A 24,410-nucleotide genomic window follows, 5' to 3' on the forward strand; every position below is an offset into this window, starting at 1 on the left:
CGGTGCCGGATGCCTCTCCGGCTCCGCCACGTCCGGTGACGTGCGAAACGGTTGCGCGCTCGCAGCCCGAGCGCGGGGCTGGAAGGACGGTGCCCGCCGGCGGGCGGCTAGCCGACCGCGCCCTCCATCTGCAGCTCGATGAGCCTGTTGAGCTCCAGCGCGTACTCCATCGGGAGCTCCTTCGCGATGGGCTCGACGAAGCCGCGGACGATCATCGCCATCGCCTCGTCCTCGGACAGGCCCCGGCTCATCAGGTAGAAGAGCTGGTCGTCGCTGACCTTGGAGACCGTGGCCTCGTGGCCCATCGTCACGTCGTCCTCGCGGACGTCGACGTAGGGGTAGGTGTCCGAGCGGGAGATCGTGTCCACCAGCAGCGCGTCGCACAGCACGTTGGACTTCGAGCCCTCGGCGCCCTCGGCGACCTCGATCAGACCGCGGTAGGACGTACGGCCACCGCTGCGGGCCACCGACTTGGAGACGATGTTGGAGGACGTGCGCGGCGCCATGTGCACCATCTTCGCGCCGGCGTCCTGGTGCTGCCCCTCACCGGCGAAGGCGACCGAGAGCGTCTCGCCCTTGGCGTGCTCGCCCATCAGGTAGACGGCCGGGTACTTCATCGTCACCTTCGAGCCGAGGTTGCCGTCGACCCACTCCATGGTCGCGCCCTCGTAGGCCACCGCACGCTTGGTGACCAGGTTGTAGACGTTGTTCGACCAGTTCTGGATCGTCGTGTAGCGGCAGCGGCCGCCCTTCTTGACGATGATCTCGACGACGGCGGAGTGCAGCGAGTCCGAGTTGTAGATCGGAGCCGTGCAGCCCTCGACGTAGTGCACGTAGGCGTTCTCGTCGACGATGATCAGCGTCCGCTCGAACTGGCCCATGTTCTCGGTGTTGATGCGGAAGTAGGCCTGGAGCGGGATGTCGACGTGCACGCCCGGCGGCACGTAGATGAACGAACCGCCCGACCACACCGCGGTGTTGAGCGCGGCGAACTTGTTGTCGCCGGGCGGGATGACGGTGCCGAAGTGCTCCTGGAAGATCTCCGGGTGCTCGCGCAGCGCCGTGTCGGTGTCCAGGAAGAGGACGCCCTGCTCCTCCAGGTCCTCACGGATCTGGTGGTAGACGACCTCCGACTCGTACTGCGCCGCGACACCGGCGACCAGGCGCTGCTTCTCCGCCTCCGGGATGCCGAGCTTGTCGTAGGTGTTCTTGATGTCCTCGGGCAGGTCGTCCCAGGTCTGGGCCTGCTTCTCCGTGGACCTGACGAAGTACTTGATGTTGTCGAAGTCGATGCCCGAGAGGTCCGAACCCCAGTTGGGCATGGGCTTCTTCTCGAAGAGCCGGTGACCCTTCAGGCGGAGCTTGAGCATCCACTCCGGCTCGTTCTTCTTCCCCGAGATGTCGCGGACGACCTCGTCGGAGAGACCGCGCTTGGCCGCGGCACCGGCCGTGTCGGAGTCGGCCCAGCCGTACTCGTACTTGCCCAGCCCCTCGAGCTCGGGGTGAGCAGTCTCCGTAGGAGAGGTCATGCGGGGTTCCTCCCGGCGGTGTTCGCAGGTGCTGTGGTGGCGTTGCTCGCCCTGGTCTTGCTGTTGTCGGTCTTGCTTGCGTGCTTGCTCGTCTTGCTCGTCCTGCTCGGGTTCTCACCGGCGGGCCTGCCGGCGGTCGTGCTGCTGGTCCGTGTGACGGTCCGGGGCTGCGACGGGGATCCGCCTCGGTGCCCCTGCGCGGAGGATGCGGCGTGGCTGTTCGGGACGAAGGTGGTGCACACCCCGTCCCCGTGGGCGATCGTCGCCAGCCGCTGGACGTGCGTGCCGAGCAGGCGGGAGAAGACCTCCGTCTCCGCCTCGCACAGCTGCGGGAACTGCTCGGCGGTGTGCGCCACCGGGCAGTGGTGCTGGCAGAGCTGCTCGCCCGCGGCCGTGCCTCCGGCGGAGGCGGGCGCACTGCGCGCAGTGGCAGCGTACCCGTCCTTGGTCAGTGCATCGGCCAGCGCCCGCGTGCGTTCCTGGGGCGGAACCCGCTCCAACTCGCGCCTGTACTGCTCGGCCTGCGCGGCCGCGCGGGCGCGGGCGAAGTCCGCCACGGCGGCGTCGCCGCGCTCGCCGCCGCCGGCGCTCTGCGCTATCCAGCGCAGGGCATCGGCGGCCAGATTGTCGTAGTCCTGTTCGAAGGCGTCCCGGCCGCAGTCGGTGAGCGCGAAGACCTTGGCGGGCCGGCCCCTGCCCCGCGAGCCATAGACCCGCTTCTCGCGCGGCTCGACGACCCCTTCACCGAGGAGGGAGTCGAGATGCCGGCGGACGGCCGCCTGGGTGAGCTCCAGGCGCAGTGCCAGCTCGGCGGCGGTGGACGGCCCGTGGTCGAGGATCGATCGGGCCACCTTGTTGCGCGTACCCTGCTGCTCGTCGTGGCCTCCGGAGGCCGTGGAGTGCCCGGCCGGACCGGGCACGGACGGACCGTCGGCGGCCGCTCCGGCCGCCGATCGCGTCTCGTGTCCCTCAGCCGTCTTTTTCACAACGCTATTGTTGCGTAATTCTTCGCGGCGCGGCAAGCCGCCTCCTGACCTGGCTCAATGTCCTGCGTCACGTAAGGGGAGCCTTACCTCCCACATACGGCCGCCGTCCCGCCCCCGCGCCCCCGGGGTCGGTCACACATCTCAACCCCCGGCCACGGAAGGCACTTGGGAATCCCTAGACTCGCCCGTATGGGAAGCGGTGGGGCCCTCGAAGTCGCGGGTCTGGTGAAGCGGTACGGCAGGAAGACGGCAGTCGACGGTCTCGGCCTGTCCGTCCCGTATGGCACGGTCACATCGCTCCTCGGGCCCAACGGCGCGGGGAAGACCACCACTGTCGAGACCTGTGAGGGCTACCTCAGACCGGATGCCGGCACCGTGCGGGTCCTCGGGCTCGACCCCGTCGCCCAGGCGTCCCGGCTGCGTCCCCGCATCGGCGTCATGCTGCAGAGCGGCGGTGTGTACTCGGGTGCGCGCGCCGAGGAGATGCTGGCCCACATGGCCCGGCTGCACGCGAACCCCCTGGACACGGACGCCCTCGTCGACACCCTGGGCCTCGGCGGCTGCGGCCGCACCCCTTACCGGCGCCTCTCGGGCGGGCAGCAGCAGCGCCTCTCCCTCGCCATGGCCGTCGTGGGACGGCCCGAACTGGTCTTCCTCGACGAGCCGACCGCCGGACTCGACCCTCAGGCACGCCGCGCCACGTGGGACCTGGTGCGGTCGCTGCGCACCGACGGCGTCACCGTCGTCCTCACGACACACCACATGGACGAGGCCGAGGAGCTCGCCGACGACGTCGTCATCATCGACGGCGGCCGCATCGTCGCCCAGGGATCGCCGGACGAACTGTGCCGCGGCGGCGCCGAGAACTCCCTGCGCTTCACGGGACGCCCCGGCCTCGACCTGACCTCCCTGCTCAAGGCACTCCCCGACAACACCGCCGCCGCCGAACTCGTCCCGGGCGGCTATCGCGTCACCGGCACCGTCGACCCGCAGCTGCTGGCCACGGTCACCTCCTGGTGCGCGCAGCACGGCGTCATGCCCGACCGCATCTCGGTCGAGCGCCGCACTCTTGAGGACGTCTTCCTCGAACTCACCGGCAAGGAGCTTCGTTCGTGAGCGCCGGCACCTTCACCCCCGCGCCCGGAGCGGCACCCGTGGTGCGCATGATCGGCGCCCAGGCCGTGCTCGAGACCCGGATGCTGCTGCGCAACGGCGAACAGCTGCTGCTCACCGTCGTCATCCCGGCGCTGCTGCTCGTGCTCTTCAGCTCCGTCGACGTCGTCGAACTGGGCGGGGGTTCGCGCGTCGGCTTCCTCGCCCCCGGCATTCTGGCGCTGGCCGTGCTCTCGACCGCCTTCACCGGCCAGGCCATCGCCACCGGGTTCGAGCGCCGCTACGGAGTGCTCAAACGGCTCGGCGTCTCGCCGCTGCCGCGGTGGGGGCTGATGGCCGCGAAGACCTGCTCGGTGCTGGTCGTCGAGGCGCTGCAGGTGCTGCTGCTGACCGTGATCGCTCTCTCGCTGGGCTGGTCGCCCCGCGGGAGCCTGCTCGCGGTCGCGCTGCTGCTGGTCCTGGGAACGGCCGCGTTCTCCGGTCTCGGGCTGCTGCTCGCGGGGACCGTGCGGGCGGAGGCCACCCTCGCCGCGGCGAATCTGGTCTTCATCCTGCTGCTGGTGGGGGGCGGCGTCATCGTGCCCCTCGACCGGTTCCCGGAGGCGGCGCAGGGCGTGCTCGGCCTGCTGCCCATCTCCGCGCTCTCCGGCGGTCTGCGCGACGTGCTCCAGCACGGTGCCGGCGTGCCCTGGGAGAACCTGGGCGTGCTGGCCGTATGGGCCGTGGCGGGTACGGGTGCCGCGGCACGCTTCTTCAAGTGGGAGTGACCCCGCCCGAGGCGTCGCCCTTCCCGCGGAACCGCTGAAGCCTTCACCCCTGAGCCTGCCTCCGGGGCCCCTCGTGAACGCGCGCACAAGCTCGCCCGTACGATGTCTGCCGTGCATCTCGTGCCGAATCTGCTCGAACTCGTACGCAACCCGATCGCGTACGTCGCCAAGCGCTGGACGCCCGCACCGGCCACCGTCCGGCGGGCCGCGCTCTCCGCGCTCGTGATGAGCGTCCTCATCATCGTGACCGGCGGCGCCGTGCGGCTGACCGGCTCCGGACTGGGCTGCGACACCTGGCCCAAGTGCACCGGCGACAGCCTGTACGCCACGTCCGAGATGGGCGTGCACGGGGCGATCGAGTTCGGCAACCGCTTGCTGACGTACGTGCTGAGCGCCGCCGTCGGCTGGGCGATCGTCGCGGCGCGCTCCGCGAAGCCGCGCCGCCGCCGCCTCAGCCGGCTGGCCTGGTCGCAGTTCTGGATCGTGATGGGCAACGCGGTCATCGGCGGCGTCACCGTGCTGACCGGCCTCAACCCGTACACGGTCGCGGGCCACTTCCTGCTCGCCACCGGGCTGCTCACCGTCGCCACCCTGACCTGGCTGCGCGCCGGCGAAGGCGACACCCCACCGCGCCCGCTGGCGGGCACGACGGTCACAAGGCTGGTGCGGGCGCTTCTCGTGGCGGCCGGTCTGCTGGTGGCGGCGGGCACCGTCGTCACGGGCGCGGGGCCGCACGCGGGCGACAGCAGCAAGGTTCCTCGCATGCCCGTCGATCCGGAGACGGCGGCCCAGGCGCACGCCGCCCTGGCGTGGATCGTGGTCGCGCTGACGCTGGCGGTGTGGCTCGTGCTGCGTGGCTCCGAGGCCCCGGCGGGCCCGCGGCGGCGCACCCGTGAGCTTCTGGTCGTCCTGCTCGGGCAGGGAGTCATCGGTTACGTGCAGTACTTCACCGACCTGCCCGAGGTACTGGTCGGGCTGCATCTGCTGGGTTCGGCACTGGTGTGGATCGCGGTGCTGCGGCTGCTGCTGTCGCTGCGCGAGCGCGGACTGCCCCCAGGCGTCCCGCATGCGGCCGACGGCACCGAGCAGCAGCCCGGCGACGACCCCGCTCGCACCGGTGAGGCCCGGATTCCCGGCCCGGCCGCGGCGGCCGAAGCCGCGGCGGACGAAGTGCGGGACCGGCCCGCCTCCGCCGTCACCCCGCGCCCTTAGGGCCTGTCCGGCAGGCGTGCACCACCGATCTCGGAGCCGCCCCCGCCTCTGCCGCCCCGCGTCGATGGGGCGATGACGTACGTCACGGCCGCCGCCCGATGCTCGCCGGAAATCTCCTGTCAACCGAATCGCGCCACTCGGCAACTCTGTAGCGAACCGCCGGGCGGCTAGCTCGCGGCATCCGTGCAAGAGGTAGGGGACACCGGTGGCAGACAGCGGGTACGGACTCACGCCGAGCCGGACGTCGACCGACGACTCCGGCCGGGTGCGCGTGGCTGGCCGTGGCGGGCGAGTTCCGCCGCTGCCACGGCCTGCTTGCTGCCCTGACGCAGCACACCACGCCCGGGTACGCCGCCGAGCCGCACAAAATGGGTGCGGGCGCCCGGTATTCCGTTCCGGTCGCCGGCCTCTCCCCCGGCCTAGAAGACTGCTGAAGATCTTGGGGTTCTGGCCTCGTCGTTTGAGCGGTGGGGCCAGACTCGTTGGTGTGGTTCAAGGGGAGTGGGTCGGGGAGACGGTCGGTCCGGATGTGTGGGAGACCTGCCGGGAGTTGATCCCGGCTGGGAGTGTGTTCGCTTTCCTGGCCGAGCACCGTGGACGGTTGTTCCCGGCAGGAATGTTCGCGGACATGTACCCCTCGGCAAACGGGCGGCCGAGCATGCCGCCGCAGATCCTGGCCGCGGCCGTCACGCTGCAGGCTCTTCATGGCCTGTCGGACTTCGAGACGGTTCAGGAACTGCGCTGTGACCTGCGGTGGAAGGCTGCCTGCGGACTCGGCCTGCACGACACGGCCTTCGACCCGTCGTTGCTGTCCTACTTTCGCCGCAGGCTGGCCCGCTCGGCCCGGCCGAACCGGGTATTCGAGACCGTCCGCGAGGTCATCAAGACCACCGGCGTGCTCAAGGGCAAGCACCGTCGGGCACTGGACTCCACGGTGCTGGATGATGCGGTGGCCACCCAGGACACCGTTACCCAGATCGTCGCCGCGATCCGGACGGTGATCCGTGAGGTCCCCGGCGCCCCGGCAGTCGCCGACCAGCAGTGTCGGGCTCACGACTACAGCGATCCCGGCAAGCCCCGTATCGCCTGGAACGACCAGGCGGCACGAGCTGAGCTGGTGGACGCCCTGGTCGGTGACGCACTGCGGCTGCTGGGTCATCTGCCCGAGCAGGAACTCGGTGAAAAGGCCGCGAATGCGGTCGGCATCCTGGCCTTGGTCGCCGGCCAGGACGTCGAACCCGCCGATGACAGCGACGGGCGTGACGGGCGCTGGCGCATCACCCAGGGCACCGCTTACGACCGGATGATCTCCACCGTCGACCCGGAGTCCCGCCACGCGCACAAGACCCGCCACCAGCAGCAGGACGGCTTCAAGGCCCATCTGGCCATCGAGCCCGAGACCGGCTTATTCACCGCAGTCGCCCTCCGGCCCGCGACCGGCAGCGAACACCACGAAGCTGCTGTCGGCCTCGACCTGCTCGCCCAGGAAAACGATCCGGTGGACGCCTTCGGCGACACTGCCTACTCCACCGGTTCCGCCTGTCAAAGTCTCCAACAATCGGGGCACCGGCTGTTCTTCAAGCCCGCGCCACTGCGGCCTGCTGTCCCGGGCGGTTTCACCCTCGACGACTTCGCCATCGACACCCTCGCGGGCACGGTGACCTGCCCCCAGGGACACACCGTCCCCCTCACCGATCCCAGCGGACGGCACCGTCAGCGCAAGGCCACCTTCGCCAAGGAGTGCACCGGATGTCCTCTGCGTCAGCGATGCACCAAAGCCAAGACCGGACGCATCCTGACCATCCGGCCGCACCACGATCTACTCGTTCAAGCCCGCCACCAGGCCGCCGCTGACACGGACTGGCAAGCCGACTACCGACGCTGGAGACCACCCGTCGAACGCGCCGTCGCCTGGCTCGTCCACCACGGCAACCGCAAACTCCGCTACCGCGGCACCATCAAGAACGACACCTGGATCCACACCCGAGCCGCCGCCCTCAATCTCCGCCGACTCATCAACCTCGGACTCCATCACAACGGCACCACCTGGCAGATCCAGGCCACCACCTGACGGTGGCAACCCGGATCAACCAAGATCTTCAGCAGTCTTCTAGGTCCTGTCCTTCGGATCTTCGTGGATCAGCCCGCGGCGTCAGATGCATGGGGCCTCCCCCGCGAAAGCGAGGGGACGCATCGCAAGGCGGAGGATCGTCCTCGTACTGGGCGTTCTCGGATGACTCCGACAACGCAGAGAGGCGCCGTAGCTGTCGTCGCGGGCCCGCGGAGATCCGAACGACAGGGCCTAGGAGAGCCACGCCACACCGTCCCCGCTGTCTGCCTGTCAGGGGCACATCTCGTGCAGGGCAGCGGCTCCATCTCCCAGAATTCAAAGGGCGTCTCGTATGAATGCACTTCCACTGCTGTTGATCGGCCTTGCGATGTTCGCGGGCGGATATCTCCTCTACTCGAAATTCCTGGGCAACCGGGTCTACAAGCTTGACGCGTCCTACAAGACGCCCGCGCATGAGCTGCAGGACGGAGTGGACTACGTCCCGACCAACAAGTTCGTGCTGTGGGGTCACCACTTCACCTCGGTCGCAGGCGCGGCGCCGATCGTCGGCCCCGCTATCGCAGTGATCTGGGGCTGGCTGCCCGCGTTCCTGTGGGTCACCCTCGGAACGGTCTTCTTCGCGGGCATGCACGACCTGGGCGCCCTGTGGGCCTCGGCGCGCAACAAGGGCCGCTCGGTGGGCGCGCTCTCCGGCCGCTACATCGGCCGCCGGGGCGCGAACCTCTTCCTTGTCGTGATCTTCCTGCTGCTCCTGATGGTGGTCGCGGCCTTCGCGGTGGTCATCAAGGACCTGCTGATCTCCAATCCCTCGGCGGTGATCCCCGCCTGGGGAGCGGTCGCGGTGGCGCTGCTGGTCGGCCAGGCGGTCTACCGCTACAAGATGAGCCTCGGCCTGGTCACCGTGATCGGCGTCGCTGCGCTCTACGGCCTGATCCTCCTCGGTGACTTCGTCCCGGTGGAGCTGCCCGACCCGATCCTGGGCATGTCCCCCGCGACCTTCTGGATCGTCGCCCTCTTCGTCTACGCCGGCATAGCCTCCCTGTTGCCCGTGTGGGTGCTGCTCCAGCCGCGTGACTACATCAACGGCGTCCAGCTCTTCGTCGGGCTCGGCATCCTGTTCGTCGGGGTGCTGCTGAGCGCACCGACGATCGTCGCCCCGGCCGTCAACGACGCCGTGCCCGCGGGCACCCCGGACCTCGTGCCGCTTCTCTTCGTCACCATCGCGTGCGGCGCGATCTCCGGGTTCCACGGGATGGTCTCCTCGGGCACCAGCTCGAAGCAGCTGGACAAGGAGACCGACGCCCGCTTCGTCGGTTACTTCGGCGCGGTCGGCGAGGGCATGCTCGCGCTGGGCGCGATCATCGCCGCCGTCGCCGGCTACCGAACCCTGGCCGACTGGAAGGCCGTCTACGGCGCCTTCGGCGAGGCCGGCGTCGCGCCGTTCGTCGATGGCGGCGGCGCGATCGTCAACAGCGGCCTGGGCCTGCCGGCCTCGCTGAGCTCGACGGTCCTGGCCACCATGGCGATCCTGTTCGCCGCTACCACCATGGACACCGGCCTGCGCCTGCTGCGCTTCGTCGTCCAGGAGGCCGGCGAGGCCGCAAAGGTGAAGATCAACAATGGCCTCGGCACCCTCATTGCGCTCGCCGCCGGTCTGGGACTCACCTTCAGCCAGGGCGCAGAAGGCGCCGGCGGCCTCCGTATCTGGCCGCTGTTCGGCACCAGCAACCAGCTTCTGGCCTCCCTGACCCTGGCCGTCGTCGCGGTCGTGCTGATACGAAAGCGGCGCAACCCGGCGCCTGCGCTGGTGCCGCTCGCAGTCGTGTTCGCGATGGCGTTCTGGGCCGCGCTCGTGCAGCTCGGCGACCTCTATGACGCCCGGGACTGGCTGCTGCTGACCATCGACGTCGTCATCATCGTCGCCGCCCTGTGGGTCGCCTTCGAGGCGGTCGTCGCGATGCGGCGGGCGTCCCAGGAGCCGCAGGAGGCCCTTGACGCCGATGTGATGGAGAAGGCCGAGCTGAAGGGATGAAATCCCGCTGGGCCTCGCTCCGGGCCGGGCTGGAGGAGTTCTACGCCGGTCCCTACCGGCGTACCTTCGCCCGCGCCCGGCGCGAGGAGGACGACCTGTTCCGGATGGTCGTCCTCGCGGAGGCATTGGGCGTGCCCGACCCGGCGGCGTACTACACCGCCGAGCTGATGCCCGCCCTCTACGAGGACTTCCACGCATGGCACCGCCGAATGGGCATGGACCGCTCACCACTGGAGCATGTCGGATGCTGCTAGACGTCATCACCTCGCGCAGGGTCGTATTCGTCGGCGGCAAGGGCGGGGTCGGCAAGACGTCCATCGCCGCGGCGCTGGCCCTCGGCCGTGCCGGGGCAGGCGCCCGCGTGCTGCTCGTTTCCACCGATCCCGCCCACAACCTCGGCCACCTCTGGGACCGCCCAGTGGGGGACGAGCCCATGCGTCTCGCCGGTCCCGGGGTCCTCGCCCCCGGGGCGAGGGCCGTACGAGCGGGGGCAGCGGGTTACGTCGACGGGCTGGAGATCGACCCGGAACGCACGGTCGAGCAGCACCTGTCCGCGGTGGCCGCGACAATGCGGCGGCTGCTCCCCGAGCGGATGCACGCACCGGCCGCCCGGCACCTGGAGCTGGCTCGGCAGGCACCCGGCACCCACGAGTCGGCGGTGCTGGAGCGGATCGCCGAGGCGGTGGAGCTCGCGGAGGGAGCGTACGACCTGGTCGTCTTCGACACCGCCCCGTCCGGCCACACGCTGCGGCTGCTTGCGCTGCCCGAGCAGCTCACCTCCTGGACCGAGACCCTGCTCGCCAACCGTGACCGGTCCGAGCGGTTCGGCGCCGCGGTGCGCGGTCTCGGCGGCAGCGAGGAGACCGACCGCGACGCCGAGCTGCGCCGGATCCTGCTGCGTCGGCGCAACCGCTTCTCCCGGCTGCGCGAGGTGGTGACCGACCCGGCGCAGACCGGGTTCGTGGTGGTGCTGACCGCCGAACTGCTCCCGATCGCCGAGACCATGGAGATGTACGAGAAGCTCACCGGTCTCGGCGTCGACGTGGCGGCGCTCGTCGCCAACCGCCGTTCCCCGGCGGACGCCGGTGAGCTGCTCGCCCGGCGCCGGGGGCAGGAGGACGAGCACCTCGTCCGGCTGCGGCAGCGGGTCCCGGACGTACCGCTGCTCGACGTGCCGCTGCTGCCGGGAGACCTGGTGGGCAGTGAGGCGCTTGCCACGCTGGCCGACCGGCTCGGACCCTCCTCTTCCTGAATTACCGGAAGATTCCGGACTGCCTGCTTGTCCCCACCGTGCTTCTCCCGCGTCTCCGGCTCGGCCTCACCCGGCCGTTCTCGCGTGGCCGTCCACGGAGTACCCGTCCGAGAAGATGACGTCCGGGTCGGACGGGGCCTGGTTGAGGACCCAGAGGCCGATCAGCGTGGTGAGGGTGAAGACGACCGCGATCAGTACCGCGAGTACGAGGCGGCGACGCCGTTCGCGGCGCAGCCAGTCGCTCCGGGCCGTGCGGTACGCGTCGGGGTCGGCGCGCACCCCGCAGGCCAGCGTGCCCAGCGCTTCGCGCAGCGCCTGCTCCGTGCGGTCCTCCTCCGTCAGCTCCGCCGCCTCCGACTGCTCCTGCTCTGTCAGCTCTGCCGGTTCCGGCCGTTCAGTCCGGTCCGGTGAGATCTCGTTCATCGCCGGGCCTCCATCGTCCTGGTCAGGGCGGCGATGCCGCGTGCGGTGTGAGTCTTGACCGATCCGCGGGAGATCCCCATCGCGGCCGCTATTTCGCTCTCCTTCAGGCCGAGCCAGTGTCGCAGGACCAGCGCCTCGCGCTGCCGGGCGGGCAGTTGCTGCAAGGCGTCGATCAGTACGCGCTGGTCGTCATGGAGGAGCGCGGTGCTCTCGGCCGAGGCGACTGTCCCGCCCGGCGGATTCTCCTCGTGCTTACGCACGACCTGGAGGTGGCGGATACGCATTCGGATCAGATTGCACACGGTGGAGCGCAGATACGCCTCAGCCGCCTCCGCGTCCCGCAGGCGCCGCCACTTCCGGTAGATCTGGTAGTACGCCTCGGCCACCACGTTCTCCGGGTCGTCCGCGCCGAGCAGGACGGCCAAGCGCAGCATCGAGGCATAGTGCAGCTCGAAGAGCCGGGCCAGGGCGGCCTCCCGTTCGATATCGGCCGGATCGTTCGCCGAGGGGGAGAGCACCTCGCCGTCGGCCGGCGGCGGGGTCGGCGTGTCATCGGTGGTGGCTCGTGGGATGCGTGACTCGGGGACGAGTGCCGGGTCGGCCTCCGCCACGGTCCCGGGTGGGTGCTGTCTGCGTCTCACGGGTTGTTCGCTCCCGTCTCGGGACGCCGCCTGCCGGTGAGGCGGGAGGGCAGGTCGGTGAGGTCGCCACCCCGTGGGACCCCGAACCGATCGAGGACCACGGTGCCGGCCACCGCGACGACCAGGTTGAGCAGCAGGGCCGCCAGACCGGCGTAGATCTCCAGCGGCGCCTCGGCGCTCCCGAAGGACACGACCGACGAGAACCCCTTGCGCACCACCAGGAACGTGCCGACCGCCATGCCCGCCGCCCATCCGGCCAGCAGTGCCCGGGGATGCAGCCAGCGCGTGAAAAGGCCGACGGCCACGGCCGGGAAGGTCTGAAGCACCCATACGCCGCCGAGCAGTTGGAGGTTGATGGCGTCCTGGTCGCGCAGTCCGAAAACGAACGCGACAGCCCCCGCCTTCGCGGTCAGCGAGACGGCCTTGGCTGTGCGCACCTGACGTTTGGGCGTGGCGGTCGGATGGACGTACTCGACGTACACGTTGCGTACGAAGGAGGTCGCGGCCGCGATCGACATCACGGCCGCCGGAACCAGAGCGCCCACAGTGATCGCCCCGAACACCAGCCCGGCCAGCGCCCCCGGCATCAGTCTGTCGACCAGCATCGGTACGGCAGCCTCGGCGCCACCCTGGGGCGCCCGTACGCCCATGGCGAGTGCGGCTATGCCCAGGAAGCCGAAGAGGGCTAGCAGTCCGGTCCAGGCGGGCAGTGCCACGGAGACCTTGCGAAGAGTGCGCGGGCCGTCGGCGGCGAACCCGGCAGTGAGCACATGCGGATACATCAGCAGTGCCAGAGCCGAACCCAGTGCGAGCGTGGCGTAGGCGGGCTGGTGCTCGGGCGACAGGAACAGGGCGGAATCCGCCACGCCGGTGCCCCCGAGCCGTCGCGCCGCACCATCGAAGACGGCGCGGGGTCCGCCGAGGCGCGCGAGGACCAGCCAGCACACGGCGGTGAGCGAGACGAAGACGGCCACCGCCTTGAACGCGGAGATGACCGTCGGCGCACGCAGCCCGTGCCGGTACGTCGCCATCGCGAGCCCCGCGAAGAGCGCCACCATCACCAGATCCCCGCCGACGCCCCGGGCATGGACGCCCCCGGCGGTGAGAACCGCGCGGATGCCGAGCAGTTGAAGCGCCAGGTACGGCATCGTCGCGAGGATCCCGGTCAGAGCCACAGCCAGGGCGAGCGGCGGCGAAGCGTACCTCCCGCGCACGAAGTCGGCGACGGTGACGTAGCCGTGGCGGCGGGCGACCGCCCACAGGCGGGCCAGCAGGACGAAGGCGAGAGGGCAGACGAACACCGTGTACGGCACCGCGAAGAAGGCGGGAGCCCCGTTTCCGTACGCCAGTCCCGGTACGGCGGTGAAGGTGTAGGCGGTGAAGATCGTGCCGCCGAGCAGCATCCATGTCCACACGGGGCCGAGGCTTCTGTCAGCCAGCGCCCAGCCTTCCAAGGACGGCAGCCGGTCGGTGGGACGCAGGCGGCGGGCGGTGACGGCGAGCAGCGACGCCCCGCCAGTCACGGCGAGGAACGTCGCGGTCATGGCGATGTCCGCCATGGGTCACCGTCCTTGGTGTGCCTGTCTATTGCCGATGAGTTGCGCAACGGGCCCGTCAGGAGGACAGGAAGCCGGAGGAGGTTTCCTGGGACTTCGCTGGCAACCATTTCCAGACGGCAGGCAACTCTTGCACGAACGGACCTCGAACGGGAGAGGAGCGCAGGTCATGGCACACAAGGGTCACACCGGCTGCAGCGCATCGCGTCGCCGTGCTGCTCCTCGCACCCGCCCCAGGGCTGCTGTGGGTCCCATGTACGCCGGTGCGTCCCCGCGGTTGCGGGGACGCCGTTCCTCTACTGGTACCAGCTCGCCGGAGTGCCGGGGTATGGCCTCAAAACGGCCTCCGCTGCGATGGCACGCGATTCGTCCCGGCGACTCCGTGTCTCGGCGAACACATCAAGATCACCAGCCCCAGCCCCAGCCCCCATCGTCCCCCGTCTTCCGCAGCCCCCAGCAGCGGACGAGCCATGCGGCAGCAGGCACAAAAGTGTCCTGACCAGCGCAAACCCGCCAGGCAGGCCCCCCGGGAAAGGTGTCAGCGCAATGACCGGCCCGGCGGGGCCGCCGCGAATCGCGGGCCGTGTGGCGTGGGTCTCGCACCCGTTGACGCTGTGGTCGCACCGGCTACCCGCCGGTAGCATCAGGGCATGGCAGACAGCAGCAAGCGGGCGGCCAGGCTCGCCAAGGAGATCACCGCGTTCGCGCAGCGGCACGGCGGCAGCGCGGAAGGACAGATCGCCTACGTGGGACAGTCCGGTGCCCGTATCGCCCTCGTCGGCGCCGACGGCAGCTGGGGCGACCTGATGGCGCCCTCGGTCGAGACGGCCCGGCAGGCCACGGAGCAGGCGGGCATCACCGTGCACGAGTCCTTCGCCGGCGAGATGGCCGAGAAGATGAAGACGGGGCCCTACGAGTGGAACCGCATGGCGGGCATCCAGCTCGAAGGCGGCACCCCCGCCCGCTCCTGACGCGGCGCACTCACCCGAGACGTTCCGCCGGGGAACGGTGAGGGCCCGGACCACCGTCACTGGTCCGGGCCCTCACGCATGCCCAAGGGTGCCGGACTGCCCGACCTCCGGGCACACGTGCCCGCGAAAGTCCGCCCCACCGCGGGAAAGTCGGCCCGGGCCTCAGCGCAGGAAGGGATCGACCGCGACGGCCACGAAGAGCAGCGAGACGTAAGTGATCGACCAGTGGAAGAGGCGCATCTCCTTCAGCTTCGCGCCCGTCGCCCCGGACTTGGCCCTCGCCAGCAGCGCGTGCGCCTCCCAGAGCCACCAGCCGCCGGAGGCCAGAGCGACCCCGGTGTAGAACCAGCCGACGTAGCCCAGTGGCCACAGCAGCAGCGAGACCGCGACCATCACCCAGCTGTAGAGCACGATCTGGCGCGCGACCGCGGAGTTCGTCGCGACGACCGGGAGCATCGGCACACCGACGCGCGCGTAGTCCTCGCGCACCTTCATCGACAGCGGCCAGTAGTGCGGCGGCGTCCAGAAGAACATGACGAGGAAGAGGATGACGGCGGCCCAGCTGACCTCGTTCGTCACCGAGGACCAGCCGATCAGGACGGGCATGCAGCCGGCGATGCCGCCCCAGACGATGTTCTGCGAGGTGCGCCGCTTGAGCACCATCGTGTAGACGAGGACGTAGAAGAGCAGCGCCCCCAGGGAGAGCGCAGCCGAGAGCCAGTTGACGAGCAGCCCGAACCACAGCGTGGAGACGACCGCCAGGCTCAGGCCGAAGATCAGGCCGGCACGCGGGGTGAGGGCACCTGTCACCAGAGGACGCTTCTCGGTGCGGTGCATCAGCGCGTCGATGTCCCGGTCGACGTACATGTTCAGCGCGTTGGCGCCGCCGGCGGAGAGGTAGCCGCCGATGCAGGTGGTCAGCACGAGCAGGAGGTCGGGCACACCCTGCGCGGCGAGGAACATCACCGGGATCGTGGTGATGAGAAGCAGTTCGATGATGCGGGGCTTGGTCAGCGCGACATACGCCTTGAGCCGGGCGGAGAACGACCGGTCCACGGTGCTGGTCTCGAGCACCCCCGCAGGACGGGATCCGACGGCCGTCACGAACACCCCTGATCACTACATGAGATGCGAGCGGGAACGGTGCACGTTCCGTAAGGCTCGCGCGTACCACGCCACTTTAGACGGCGCCGCCGTGCGCCTTGCGCGGGGGGTCTCGCGGCGCCCCGCCGCACCCCGCGCAAGGCGCCCGCGCACGGCCCGCCCCGCCCGCGGGGGGAGGTTCGCCGCCATGTCCGCCACCGGGTCCCCACCGGATTCGGCACCGTACGCAAGGAATCAAGGCGGACCTTCTCTTGTTCCGGCAAGTGCCGGTGTGCCGTTGGTGAGCACCCGGAAGGGATGCGCCTAGCACAGGGGTACGCTCGACACCGCCGGTGAGCGCAACGGCACCGGACACCGACTTGTGGAGAGGAGCCCTGACTCAGGGTGAGCACGAAGCCGATCACCGCAGACCTCGAATGGACCGAACTGGACCAGCGGGCTGTCGACACCGTCCGGGTTCTGGCCATGGATTCAGTGCAGAAGGTCGGCAACGGCCACCCCGGCACGGCCATGGCACTCGCACCGGCCGCATACATGGTCTTCCAGAAGCTGATGCGTCACGACCCGTCCGACCCCGACTGGTCGGGCCGTGACCGGTTCGTACTCTCCGTCGGCCACTCCAGCCTGACGCTCTACATCCAGCTCTACCTCGCCGGTTACGGCCTCGAACTGGACGACCTGAAGAGCTTCCGCACCTGGGAGAGCAAGACGCCGGGCCACCCGGAGCACGGCCACACGGTCGGCGTCGAGACGACGACCGGCCCGCTGGGCCAGGGCGTCGCCAACGCCGTGGGCATGGCGATGGCGGCCCGCTACGAGCGAGGCCTCTACGACCCGGACGCACCCGAAGGCGAGTCGCCCTTCGACCACACCATCTGGACGTTCGCCAGTGACGGCGACCTTCAGGAAGGCGTCTCGGCCGAGGCCTCGTCCCTCGCGGGACACCAGAAGCTGGGCAACCTCGTCGTGATGTGGGACGACAACCACATCTCCATCGAGGGCGACACGGAGACGGCCTTCTCCGAGGACGTCGTCAAGCGGTACGAGGCCTACGGCTGGCACGTGCAGCGCGTCGACCAGCTGCCCAACGGCGACCTCGACCCCGAGGCCCTGTACAAGGCGTTCAAGGCGGCGAAGGCCGAGACCTCGCGTCCGTCCTTCATCGCCGTGCGCTCCATCATCGCCTGGCCCGCGCCCGACGCGCAGAACACCGGTGCGGCTCACGGTGCGGCGCTCGGCGAGGAAGAGGTGGCCAAGACCAAGAAGGTCCTCGGCTTCGACCCCGAGCAGCACTTCGAGGTCGGCACGGACGTGCTGGAACACACGCGCGGCGCCTGGGACCGCGGCCGCGAGGCGCGCGTCGCCTGGGAGAAGCAGTTCGCCGGGTGGCGGTCGGCGAACCCCGAGCGTGCTGCCGAATTCGACCGCATCCGCGCGGGCGAGCTGCCCGACGGCTGGGAGAAGGCGCTGCCGTCCTTCGAGGCGGGCAAGGACGTGGCCACGCGTAAGGCGTCGGGCGCGGTGCTCAAGGCTCTCGGCCCGAAGATCCCGGAGCTGTGGGGCGGTTCGGCCGACCTTGCGGGCTCCAACAACACTTCGTTCGAGGAGAGTTCGTTCCTGCCGGAGGGCAACCCGCTGCCGGGCGCCGACCGTTACGGCCGCACGGTGCACTTCGGCATCCGCGAGCACTCGATGGGCGCGACCATGAACGGCATCGCGCTGCACGGCAACACCCGCGTGTACGGCGGGACCTTCCTGACCTTCTCCGACTACATGCGTCCCGCGGTGCGCCTTGCCGCACTGATGAAGGCGCCCGTGACGTACGTGTGGACGCACGACTCGATCGGCCTGGGCGAGGACGGCCCGACACACCAGCCCGTCGAGCAGCTGCCCGCGCTCCGCGCCATCCCGGGCCTGAACATCGTCCGCCCGGCCGACGCGAACGAGACGGCGACCGCCTGGGCCGAGGTGCTGCGCCGGCACGCGGACAAGCCCGCGCCGCACGGCCTGGCCCTGACCCGGCAGAACGTGCCCACCTACGAACCCAACCCTGCTGCCGCCAAGGGCGGTTACGTGATGTTCGAGGCGGACGGCGGCGAGCCGCAGGTGATCCTCATCGCCACCGGCTCCGAGGTGCAGCTGGCCGTCGAGGCGCGCGATGTCCTCCAGGCGGAGGGTGTGCGTACGCGAGTGGTGTCCATGCCGTCCGTGGAGTGGTTCGAGGAGCAGGACCAGGCGTACAAGGACACCGTGCTGCTGCCGACCGTGCGGGCGCGGGTGGCGGTCGAGGCAGCCGTCGGTCTGACCTGGCACCGGTACGTCGGTGACGCGGGACGGATCGTCTCTCTGGAGCACTACGGCGCCTCCGCCGACTACAAGACGCTCTACCGGGAGTTCGGCCTCACTTCCGAGGCGGTCGTCACGGCCGCACGGGAGTCGCTCGAGGCCGCGTCCCGCTGACGCCCCGCCCCGACACGTACAGAAAGCTACGACAAGCAGGAGATGCAATTCCCATGACAGACGCTCTCAAGCGCCTCTCCGACGAAGGCGTCGCGATCTGGCTGGATGACCTGTCCCGTCACCGGATCACGTCGGGCAACCTGGGCGAACTCATCGACGAGCAGCACGTGGTGGGCGTCACCACGAACCCGACGATCTTCCAGAAGGCCATCTCTTCCGACGACAAGTACGACCAGCAGGTCTCCGACCTGGCCTCCCGCGGCGTCACCGTGGAGGAGGCACTGCGCATGATCACCACGGCCGACGTGCGGGACGCCGCGGACGTGCTGCGTCCCGTCTTCGACGCCACCGGCGGCAAGGACGGGCGCGTCTCCATCGAGGTCGATCCGCGCCTGGCCCACAAGACCAAGCCGACCGTCGCCGAGGCGCGGCAGCTGGCCTGGCTGGTGGACCGCCCCAACACCTTCATCAAGATCCCGGCGACGAAGGCCGGCCTGCCCGCCATCACCGAGACCCTGGGCAGGGGCATCAGCGTCAACGTCACGCTGATCTTCTCGCTGGAGCGGTACCGCGAGGTCATGGACGCCTTCCAGGCGGGCCTGGAGAAGGCCAAGGCCCTGGGCATGGACCTCTCGACGATCCACTCCGTCGCGTCCTTCTTCGTCTCCCGCGTGGACACGGAGATCGACAAGCGGCTGGACGAGATCGGCACCGAGGAGGCCAAGGAGCTGAAGGGCAAGGCCGCGGTCGCCAACGCCCGTCTCGCCTACCAGGCGTACGAGCAGGTCTTCGGCGCGGCCGACGGTTCCTCCGAGCCGCCCTCGCGCTGGAAGGCCCTGGAGCGCGCGGGCGCCAACAGCCAGCGTCCGCTGTGGGCTTCGACCGGTGTGAAGGACCCGTCGCTCCCCGACACGCTGTACGTCACGGAACTCGTCGCGCCGAACACGGTCAACACGATGCCTGAGGCGACGCTGAAGGCCACCGACGAACACGGCGAGATCACGGGCGACACCGTGCGCGGAAGCTACGCGGACGCCCAGGCGGTCCTCGACGCCGTCGCCTCCCTCGGCATCTCCTACGACGATGTCGTGCAGGTGCTGGAGGACGAGGGCGTGGAGAAGTTCGAGGCGTCCTGGAACGAACTGCTGTCTTCCACCGAGGCGGAACTCAAGCGCCTCACGCCGAAGGAGGCGTAAGGAAGTTGACCGACGCAGCCAATCCGCTGCGTGACGCACTGGACCGGCGGCTCCCGCGCATCGCGGGGCCGTCCGGGCTGGTCATTTTCGGCGTCACGGGTGATTTGTCACGCAAAAAGCTGATGCCTGCCGTCTACGACCTGGCGAACCGCGGCCTGCTCCCGCCGGGCTTCTCGCTGGTCGGCTTCGCCCGCCGCGACTGGGAGCACGAGGACTTCGCGCAGGTCGTGCACGAGGCCGTCAAGGAGCACGCGCGCACACCCTTCCGCGAGGAGGTCTGGGAGCAGCTGTCCCAGGGGATGCGTTTCGTGCCGGGCGTCTTCGACGACGACGAGGCGTTCCGCACCCTCAAGTCGACGATCGAGGAACTGGACAAGTCCCGTGGCACGGGAGGCAACTTCGCCTTCTACCTGTCGGTGCCGCCGAAGTTCTTCCCCACCGTCGTCTCGCAGCTGAAGAAGCACGGCCTCTCCGAGGGCGGAGACGGCTCGTGGCGGCGCGCCGTCATCGAGAAGCCCTTCGGGCGCGATCTGCCCAGCGCCCAGGAGCTGAACGCGATCGTGCACGACGTCTTCCACCCCGACCAGGTCTTCCGCATCGACCACTACCTGGGCAAGGAGACCGTCCAGAACATCCTGGCGCTGCGCTTCGCCAACACGATGTTCGAGCCGTTGTGGAACCGCAGCTACGTCGACCACGTGCAGATCACGATGGCCGAGGACATCGGCATCGGCGGCCGCGCCGGTTACTACGACGGCATCGGTTCGGCCCGCGACGTGATCCAGAACCATCTGCTTCAGCTGCTGGCTCTCACGGCCATGGAGGAGCCCGCCTCCTTCGGCGCCAAGGCACTGCTCACCGAGAAGCTCAAGGTGCTCAACGCGGTGCGCCTGCCGAACGATCTGGGCAAGCACACGGTGCGCGGCCAGTACACGTCCGGCTGGCAGGGCGGACTGAAGGTACGCGGCTACCTGGAGGAAGAGGGCATCGACCCCAAGTCGAAGACCGACACCTTCGCGGCCATGCGCCTGGAGATCGACAACCGCCGCTGGGCCGGAGTGCCGTTCTACCTGCGCACGGGCAAGCGCCTGGGCCGGCGCGTCACCGAGATCGCGGTCGTCTTCCAGCGCGCGCCGCACTCCCCCTTCGACGCGACCGACACCCAGGAACTCGGCCAGAACGCCCTGGTGATCCGCGTACAGCCGGACGAGGGCGTCACCATCCGCTTCGGTTCGAAGGTCCCCGGCACGCAGATGGAGATCCGCGACGTGACGATGGACTTCGCCTACGGCGAGTCCTTCACCGAGTCCAGCCCCGAGGCGTACGAGCGCCTGCTGCTCGATGTCCTGCTGGGCGACGCGAATCTCTTCCCGAGGCACCAGGAGGTCGAGCGGTCCTGGGAGATCCTCGACCCCGTCGAGCACTACTGGGACAAGCACGGCAGGCCCGAGCAGTACCAGGCCGGCACCTGGGGCCCGGAGGGAGCCGACAAGATGCTCGCACGCGACGGACGGAGCTGGCGCCGGCCATGAACATCGACCTCACGGACACCAATTCGAGCCAGATCAACGCCACTCTCGTCCAGGCGAGGCGTTCGATCGGCTCCCCCGCCGTGGGCATGGTCCTCACTCTGGTGATCGTCACCGACGAGGGCAACCACTACGACGCGCTGAAGGCCGCGAGCGAGGCGTCGAAGGAACACCCCTCCCGCATCCTGGTGGTCATCCGCCGCCCCGGGCGCTCGCCCCGCGACCGTGCGATGGCCAGGCTCGACGCCGAGGTGCGGGTGGGCAGCGACTCCGGTACGGGCGAGACCGTACTGCTGCGCCTGCACGGCGAGTTGGCCTCGCACGCCTACAGCGTCGTGCTGCCGCTGCTGCTGCCGGACGCGCCCGTCGTGGTCTGGTGGCCGGACGACACACCCGAGCACCCGTCCGAGGACAAGCTCGGCACGCTCGCGCAGCGGCGCATCACCGACGCCGCCGCCGCGGAGGACCCGCTCGCCGAGCTGAAGCTGCGCGGCGAGACGTACGCCCCCGGCGACACCGACCTGTCGTGGACGCGGCTGACGCCCTGGCGCAGCATGCTCGCGGCGGGCCTGGACCAGCAGGCGCTGAAGGTGCGTTCCGCCGTGGTCGAGAGCGAGGCGCACAACCCGTCGGCGGAGCTGCTCGGGATGTGGCTGGCCGAACGTCTGCGCGTGCCCGTCGAACGGAAAGTCACCGAGGGCCCCGGCATCACGGCGGTCCGGATGGAGACCGCCGACGGCGCGATCTGCCTGAGCCGCGCGGACGGCTCGCTCGCCGAACTGGCCGTGCCGGGCCAGCCGGACCGGCATGTGGCACTGCACCGTCGCGGCATGTCCGAGCTGATCGCGGAGGAGCTGCGCCGTCTGGACCCGGACGAGGCGTACGCGTCGGCCGTGCAGGCCGGCGCGAAGGAGCCCGGCAAGAACCCCGGCACGCGGACGGACGGAAGCGGGAGCGGCGGTGGCCGCCGCGGGCAGACGCAGACCCAGGGGCGTCCGCAGGCGGAGGAGGATTCGGCCAAGCAGCCCGCCGCTGCGAAGAAGGCCGCCAGGTCCGCCGCGAAAAGGACGGCGAAGAAATGAGCCCCGCCGCCCGCGTCCACGTGCACCGCGACAAGGACGAGATGGCCCGGGCAGCCGCCGAACGGCTCCTCGCCCGGGTGGCCGAAGCACAGTCGGCACGCGGAAGCGCCTCGGTGGTGCTGACGGGCGGCCGCAACGGCAACGGACTGCTCGCGGCGCTGCCCTCCGCACCCGGCCGTGAGTCCGTCGACTTCTCCCGGCTGGATGTGTGGTGGGGCGACGAGCGGTTCCTCCCCGAGGGCCACCCGGAACGCAACGTCACTCAGGCACGGGAGGCCCTGCTGGACTCCGTGCCGCTCGACCCGGCCCGCGTCCACCCGATGGCCGCGTCCGACGGAGCGTACGGCAGCGACGTGGAAGCCGCGGCTGCTGCGTACGAGTCCGAACTGGCCGCGGCCGCACGCCCCGAGGGAGCCGAGATTGGAGCCGGTGTTCCTTCTTTCGACGTGCTGCTTCTGGGTGTCGGTCCCGACACCCATGTGGCCTCGCTCTTCCCGGGGCACCAGGGTGTCCGCGAGACGGAGCGCATGGTCGTCGGCGTGCACGACTCACCGAAGCCGCCGCCCGTGCGCATCTCGCTGACGCTGCCCGCGATCCGGGCGGCACGTGAGGTGTGGCTGCTGGCCGCGGGCGAGGACAAGGCGGACGCGGTGGCTCGTGCTCTGGCGAAGGCGGACGAGGACGAGTCGCAGGCACCGGCCGCGGGTGCGCGCGGACGCGACGGAACGCTCTGGCTGCTCGACGAGGCGGCCGCCGCGGAACTGCCGGGGGATCTCCTGCCGCGGTCGTGACGTCCGTGACGCGGAGCGGCCGGACGGGCCGGACCGCCCGCAGCGAGCCGGCGCAGGCCCCGCCCGGCCTGCGGTCCTCAACACGAGGGTGCCCTGCGACCGGAGTTCCGGTCGCAGGGCACCGTCGTGTTGTGCGTGTGGCGGCTCAGGCCTGGCCGTCGGCGGACTCGTCGGCGGGCCCGGGCCAGTACGCCGGGAACGCCGCGGCGGGCTGCCGGCCGGTGTCCAGGGAGGACTCGGCCGGATCGGCCGACGCCGGGTAAGCAGCTCCGTTCGGCTGATGGACGACGGGCTCCGTGACGGTCGCCGGCTCGGCTGCCGGCTCCGTGCCCGTTCCGGCGAACGGGTGCTCCGCCCCCATGTCGGGGAAGAGGTCGCGGAACGCCACCGCGCCGCCGAACTCGTCGATCATCCGCTGCGAGTTCTCCTTCGCGAACAGGATTCCCTCCGTCCGCACCGACAGGGCGGACCCGTCGGCCCGGCTCATGAGGTCGCGGACCAGCGGACGGATCTGCTCGGACAGCCGCATGCACGCACCGGTGGGGCTGACCACCTCACCGAGGATGACCCACCAGGCCCCGGCGGCGGCGCCGGTGTTGGCGATGAAGTCGGGGATCACCGTGATCCCGCGCTCCAGCAGAAGCTGCTCGGCCTCGGGGGTGGTGGGCACGTTCGCCGCCTCCACCACGAACTTGCCGCGGATGCGGTCGCAGTTGTCCGCCGTGATGGTGTGGCCGACGGCGGCCGGCACCAGCACGTCCACGTCGAGACCCAGCCACTCGTCGCCCGGGCGTTCCACGTCGTCCTCGCGCAGCACGGAGCGGTCGATGACGCCGCCCGTCGTCCGCGCTGCCAGCAGAAGCTCCACATCGAGGCCCCGCGACTCGTTGAGGATCATGCCCTGGGCGTCCGTGACACCCACGATCTTCACGCCGGCGTGCTCGAGGTAGAGCGCCGTGGAGCCACCCATCGCCCCGAAGCCCTGCACGACCGCACGGGCCGTCGTGGCGGGGATGTCCCGGTGCTCCAGCGCCGCCAGCGCGGCCTCGGCCACGCCGTAGCCGCCGATCAGCTCCGACAGCTTCAGGCCCTCGGTCTCCGCCGTGAAAGCCTGGTGGATGCGCTCACGCACCTCGGCCTCGTCAGCTGCGCGGACCACCGCCGCATGGAACGAGGTCTCACCGATCCCGACACGGGCGAAGGCCCGGTTGAGCTGCTCCTGCCCCGTGCCGAGGTCGCCCGCGGTCACCCAGAAGCGCTCGAGCAGCGGCCGGATGCCTTCAAGGAACCGCTCCCGCACTTCCTCGGCCCGTGGGTCCGAAGGGTCGAAGTCGATTCCGCCCTTGGCGCCGCCCACGTGAATTCCGAAGGCGCCCATCTTCAGGGTCATTTCCCGTGCGAGTTCAGCGACCTCGTTCATCGTGCAGCCGGGCCGCATGCGCAGACCGCCGGTGGCGATGCCCGTGACCAGCTGGTCGATCACGACGAAGCCGCGAGCGGAGGTCTTGGAGTCGCGCCATGTGACCTGCAGATAGGGTTCATGCTCAAGAACCTGCAGCGGCGTCTCGACAGCTGTGTGTGTCACTTGGCACTCACCCTTTCCAGTCACTGATAGGAAACTACTCACACGTACGGGCCATTACGGACCGGAATCCGGTTATCAGGGCAGGGGCTACCGCCCCGGGAACTGAAGAG

At 70.0% G+C, this 24,410-nt stretch carries 20 protein-coding genes; 13 read left to right on the top strand and 7 right to left on the bottom strand.

All coding sequences use genetic code 11. From position 1 onward, the window contains the following. Positions 1-107: 107 nt before the first annotated feature. The gene (gene sufB / locus EV375_RS04805) at positions 108-1,529 is read right to left on the bottom strand and encodes a Fe-S cluster assembly protein SufB (protein ID WP_130298338.1); all 1,422 of its coding nucleotides are present in this window, start codon (positions 1,527-1,529) and stop codon (positions 108-110) included. Then, on the bottom strand, positions 1,526-2,449 hold the full coding sequence (locus EV375_RS04810) for an ArsR family transcriptional regulator (RefSeq protein WP_130301610.1): 924 nt from the start codon (positions 2,447-2,449) through the stop codon (positions 1,526-1,528). Before EV375_RS04810 ends, sufB begins: the two co-directional genes overlap by 4 nt. Positions 2,450-2,704: 255 nt before the next feature. Between EV375_RS04810 and EV375_RS04815 the strand changes: the two genes are divergently transcribed. The 7 genes from EV375_RS04815 to EV375_RS04845 all read left to right on the top strand — a co-directional run bounded on the left by EV375_RS04815 (position 2,705) and on the right by EV375_RS04845 (position 10,962). Then, positions 2,705-3,631: an ABC transporter ATP-binding protein gene (locus EV375_RS04815; protein ID WP_130298339.1), complete on the top strand. Its 927-nt coding sequence runs from the start codon at positions 2,705-2,707 to the stop codon at positions 3,629-3,631. Continuing rightward, positions 3,628-4,395, top strand: a complete 768-nt coding sequence (locus EV375_RS04820) for an ABC transporter permease (protein ID WP_130298340.1) — start codon at positions 3,628-3,630, stop codon at positions 4,393-4,395. The genes EV375_RS04815 and EV375_RS04820 overlap by 4 nt, the downstream gene beginning before the upstream one ends. A 102-nt stretch (positions 4,396-4,497) precedes the next feature. Beyond that, entirely contained in the window at positions 4,498-5,607 is a 1,110-nt protein-coding gene (locus EV375_RS04825) for a COX15/CtaA family protein (RefSeq protein ID WP_130298341.1), read from the top strand. Between the two features lie 529 nt (positions 5,608-6,136). After that, positions 6,137-7,678 (top strand): IS1182 family transposase, encoded by a 1,542-nt coding sequence (locus EV375_RS04830; RefSeq protein WP_130301611.1) that lies wholly within the window; start codon positions 6,137-6,139, stop codon positions 7,676-7,678. A 331-nt stretch (positions 7,679-8,009) separates the two neighbouring features. Next, complete coding sequence (locus EV375_RS04835) at positions 8,010-9,710, top strand: carbon starvation CstA family protein (RefSeq protein ID WP_130298342.1); 1,701 nt, start codon at positions 8,010-8,012, stop codon at positions 9,708-9,710. Beyond that, a complete protein-coding gene (locus tag EV375_RS04840) occupies positions 9,707-9,964 on the top strand; it encodes a cory-CC-star protein (protein WP_130298343.1) in 258 nt (85 codons plus the stop codon). Before EV375_RS04835 ends, EV375_RS04840 begins: the two co-directional genes overlap by 4 nt. After that, the gene (locus EV375_RS04845) at positions 9,955-10,962 is read left to right on the top strand and encodes an ArsA family ATPase (RefSeq protein WP_130298344.1); all 1,008 of its coding nucleotides are present in this window, start codon (positions 9,955-9,957) and stop codon (positions 10,960-10,962) included. The genes EV375_RS04840 and EV375_RS04845 overlap by 10 nt, the downstream gene beginning before the upstream one ends. Before the next feature lie 66 nt (positions 10,963-11,028). On the opposite strand, the gene EV375_RS04850 is transcribed toward EV375_RS04845, so the two are convergent. The 3 genes from EV375_RS04850 to EV375_RS04860 are packed head-to-tail and all read right to left on the bottom strand — an operon-like array spanning position 11,029 to position 13,585. Beyond that, on the bottom strand, positions 11,029-11,385 hold the full coding sequence (locus EV375_RS04850) for a hypothetical protein (protein ID WP_486588285.1): 357 nt from the start codon (positions 11,383-11,385) through the stop codon (positions 11,029-11,031). Beyond that, a complete protein-coding gene (locus EV375_RS04855) occupies positions 11,382-12,026 on the bottom strand; it encodes a SigE family RNA polymerase sigma factor (protein ID WP_486588286.1) in 645 nt (214 codons plus the stop codon). The genes EV375_RS04850 and EV375_RS04855 overlap by 4 nt, the downstream gene beginning before the upstream one ends. Then, the gene (locus EV375_RS04860; RefSeq protein ID WP_130298345.1) at positions 12,023-13,585 is read right to left on the bottom strand and encodes an SLC5/6 family protein; all 1,563 of its coding nucleotides are present in this window, start codon (positions 13,583-13,585) and stop codon (positions 12,023-12,025) included. Before EV375_RS04860 ends, EV375_RS04855 begins: the two co-directional genes overlap by 4 nt. Before the next feature lie 647 nt (positions 13,586-14,232). Here EV375_RS04860 and EV375_RS04865 point away from each other — a divergent pair. Further along, entirely contained in the window at positions 14,233-14,553 is a 321-nt protein-coding gene (locus EV375_RS04865) for a hypothetical protein (RefSeq protein WP_130298346.1), read from the top strand. 162 nt (positions 14,554-14,715) lie between these two features. Here the strand turns inward: EV375_RS04865 and EV375_RS04870 are convergent, their stop codons facing one another. Further along, the gene (locus tag EV375_RS04870; RefSeq protein ID WP_130298347.1) at positions 14,716-15,657 is read right to left on the bottom strand and encodes a heme o synthase; all 942 of its coding nucleotides are present in this window, start codon (positions 15,655-15,657) and stop codon (positions 14,716-14,718) included. Positions 15,658-16,041: 384 nt separating this feature from the next. Between EV375_RS04870 and tkt the strand changes: the two genes are divergently transcribed. The 5 genes from tkt to pgl are packed head-to-tail and all read left to right on the top strand — an operon-like array spanning position 16,042 to position 22,715. After that, on the top strand, positions 16,042-18,117 hold the full coding sequence (gene tkt, locus EV375_RS04875; protein ID WP_130298348.1) for a transketolase: 2,076 nt from the start codon (positions 16,042-16,044) through the stop codon (positions 18,115-18,117). A gap of 53 nt (positions 18,118-18,170) precedes the next feature. Next, entirely contained in the window at positions 18,171-19,313 is a 1,143-nt protein-coding gene (gene tal / locus EV375_RS04880) for a transaldolase (protein ID WP_130298349.1), read from the top strand. 5 nt (positions 19,314-19,318) lie between these two features. Then, complete coding sequence (zwf, locus tag EV375_RS04885; protein WP_130298350.1) at positions 19,319-20,845, top strand: glucose-6-phosphate dehydrogenase; 1,527 nt, start codon at positions 19,319-19,321, stop codon at positions 20,843-20,845. After that, positions 20,842-21,924, top strand: coding sequence for a glucose-6-phosphate dehydrogenase assembly protein OpcA (gene opcA, locus EV375_RS04890; protein WP_130298351.1), 1,083 nt, complete (start codon positions 20,842-20,844; stop codon positions 21,922-21,924). Before zwf ends, opcA begins: the two co-directional genes overlap by 4 nt. After that, positions 21,921-22,715, top strand: a complete 795-nt coding sequence (gene pgl / locus EV375_RS04895; RefSeq protein ID WP_130298352.1) for a 6-phosphogluconolactonase — start codon at positions 21,921-21,923, stop codon at positions 22,713-22,715. The genes opcA and pgl overlap by 4 nt, the downstream gene beginning before the upstream one ends. Before the next feature lie 145 nt (positions 22,716-22,860). On the opposite strand, the gene EV375_RS04900 is transcribed toward pgl, so the two are convergent. After that, complete coding sequence (locus EV375_RS04900) at positions 22,861-24,300, bottom strand: Glu/Leu/Phe/Val dehydrogenase dimerization domain-containing protein (protein ID WP_165434679.1); 1,440 nt, start codon at positions 24,298-24,300, stop codon at positions 22,861-22,863. Between the last annotated feature and the right edge of the window lie 110 nt (positions 24,301-24,410).

This window comes from Streptomyces sp. CNZ301, from assembly GCF_004217425.1.

What these genes read in the sequence shown, in the direction of transcription:
- tal (WP_130298349.1), top strand. Translation starts at nt 18,171, where the DNA reads ATGACAGACGCTCTCAAGCGCCTCTCCGACGAAGGCGTCGCGATCTGG.
- EV375_RS04825 (WP_130298341.1), top strand. Translation starts at nt 4,498, where the DNA reads ATGTCTGCCGTGCATCTCGTGCCGAATCTGCTCGAACTCGTACGCAAC.
- pgl (WP_130298352.1), top strand. Translation starts at nt 21,921, where the DNA reads ATGAGCCCCGCCGCCCGCGTCCACGTGCACCGCGACAAGGACGAGATG.
- sufB (WP_130298338.1), bottom strand. Translation starts at nt 1,529, where the DNA reads ATGACCTCTCCTACGGAGACTGCTCACCCCGAGCTCGAGGGGCTGGGC.
- EV375_RS04850 (WP_486588285.1), bottom strand. Translation starts at nt 11,385, where the DNA reads ATGAACGAGATCTCACCGGACCGGACTGAACGGCCGGAACCGGCAGAG.
- EV375_RS04845 (WP_130298344.1), top strand. Translation starts at nt 9,955, where the DNA reads ATGCTGCTAGACGTCATCACCTCGCGCAGGGTCGTATTCGTCGGCGGC.
- EV375_RS04840 (WP_130298343.1), top strand. Translation starts at nt 9,707, where the DNA reads ATGAAATCCCGCTGGGCCTCGCTCCGGGCCGGGCTGGAGGAGTTCTAC.
- EV375_RS04815 (WP_130298339.1), top strand. Translation starts at nt 2,705, where the DNA reads ATGGGAAGCGGTGGGGCCCTCGAAGTCGCGGGTCTGGTGAAGCGGTAC.
- EV375_RS04860 (WP_130298345.1), bottom strand. Translation starts at nt 13,585, where the DNA reads ATGGCGGACATCGCCATGACCGCGACGTTCCTCGCCGTGACTGGCGGG.
- EV375_RS04835 (WP_130298342.1), top strand. Translation starts at nt 8,010, where the DNA reads ATGAATGCACTTCCACTGCTGTTGATCGGCCTTGCGATGTTCGCGGGC.
- EV375_RS04865 (WP_130298346.1), top strand. Translation starts at nt 14,233, where the DNA reads ATGGCAGACAGCAGCAAGCGGGCGGCCAGGCTCGCCAAGGAGATCACC.
- opcA (WP_130298351.1), top strand. Translation starts at nt 20,842, where the DNA reads ATGAACATCGACCTCACGGACACCAATTCGAGCCAGATCAACGCCACT.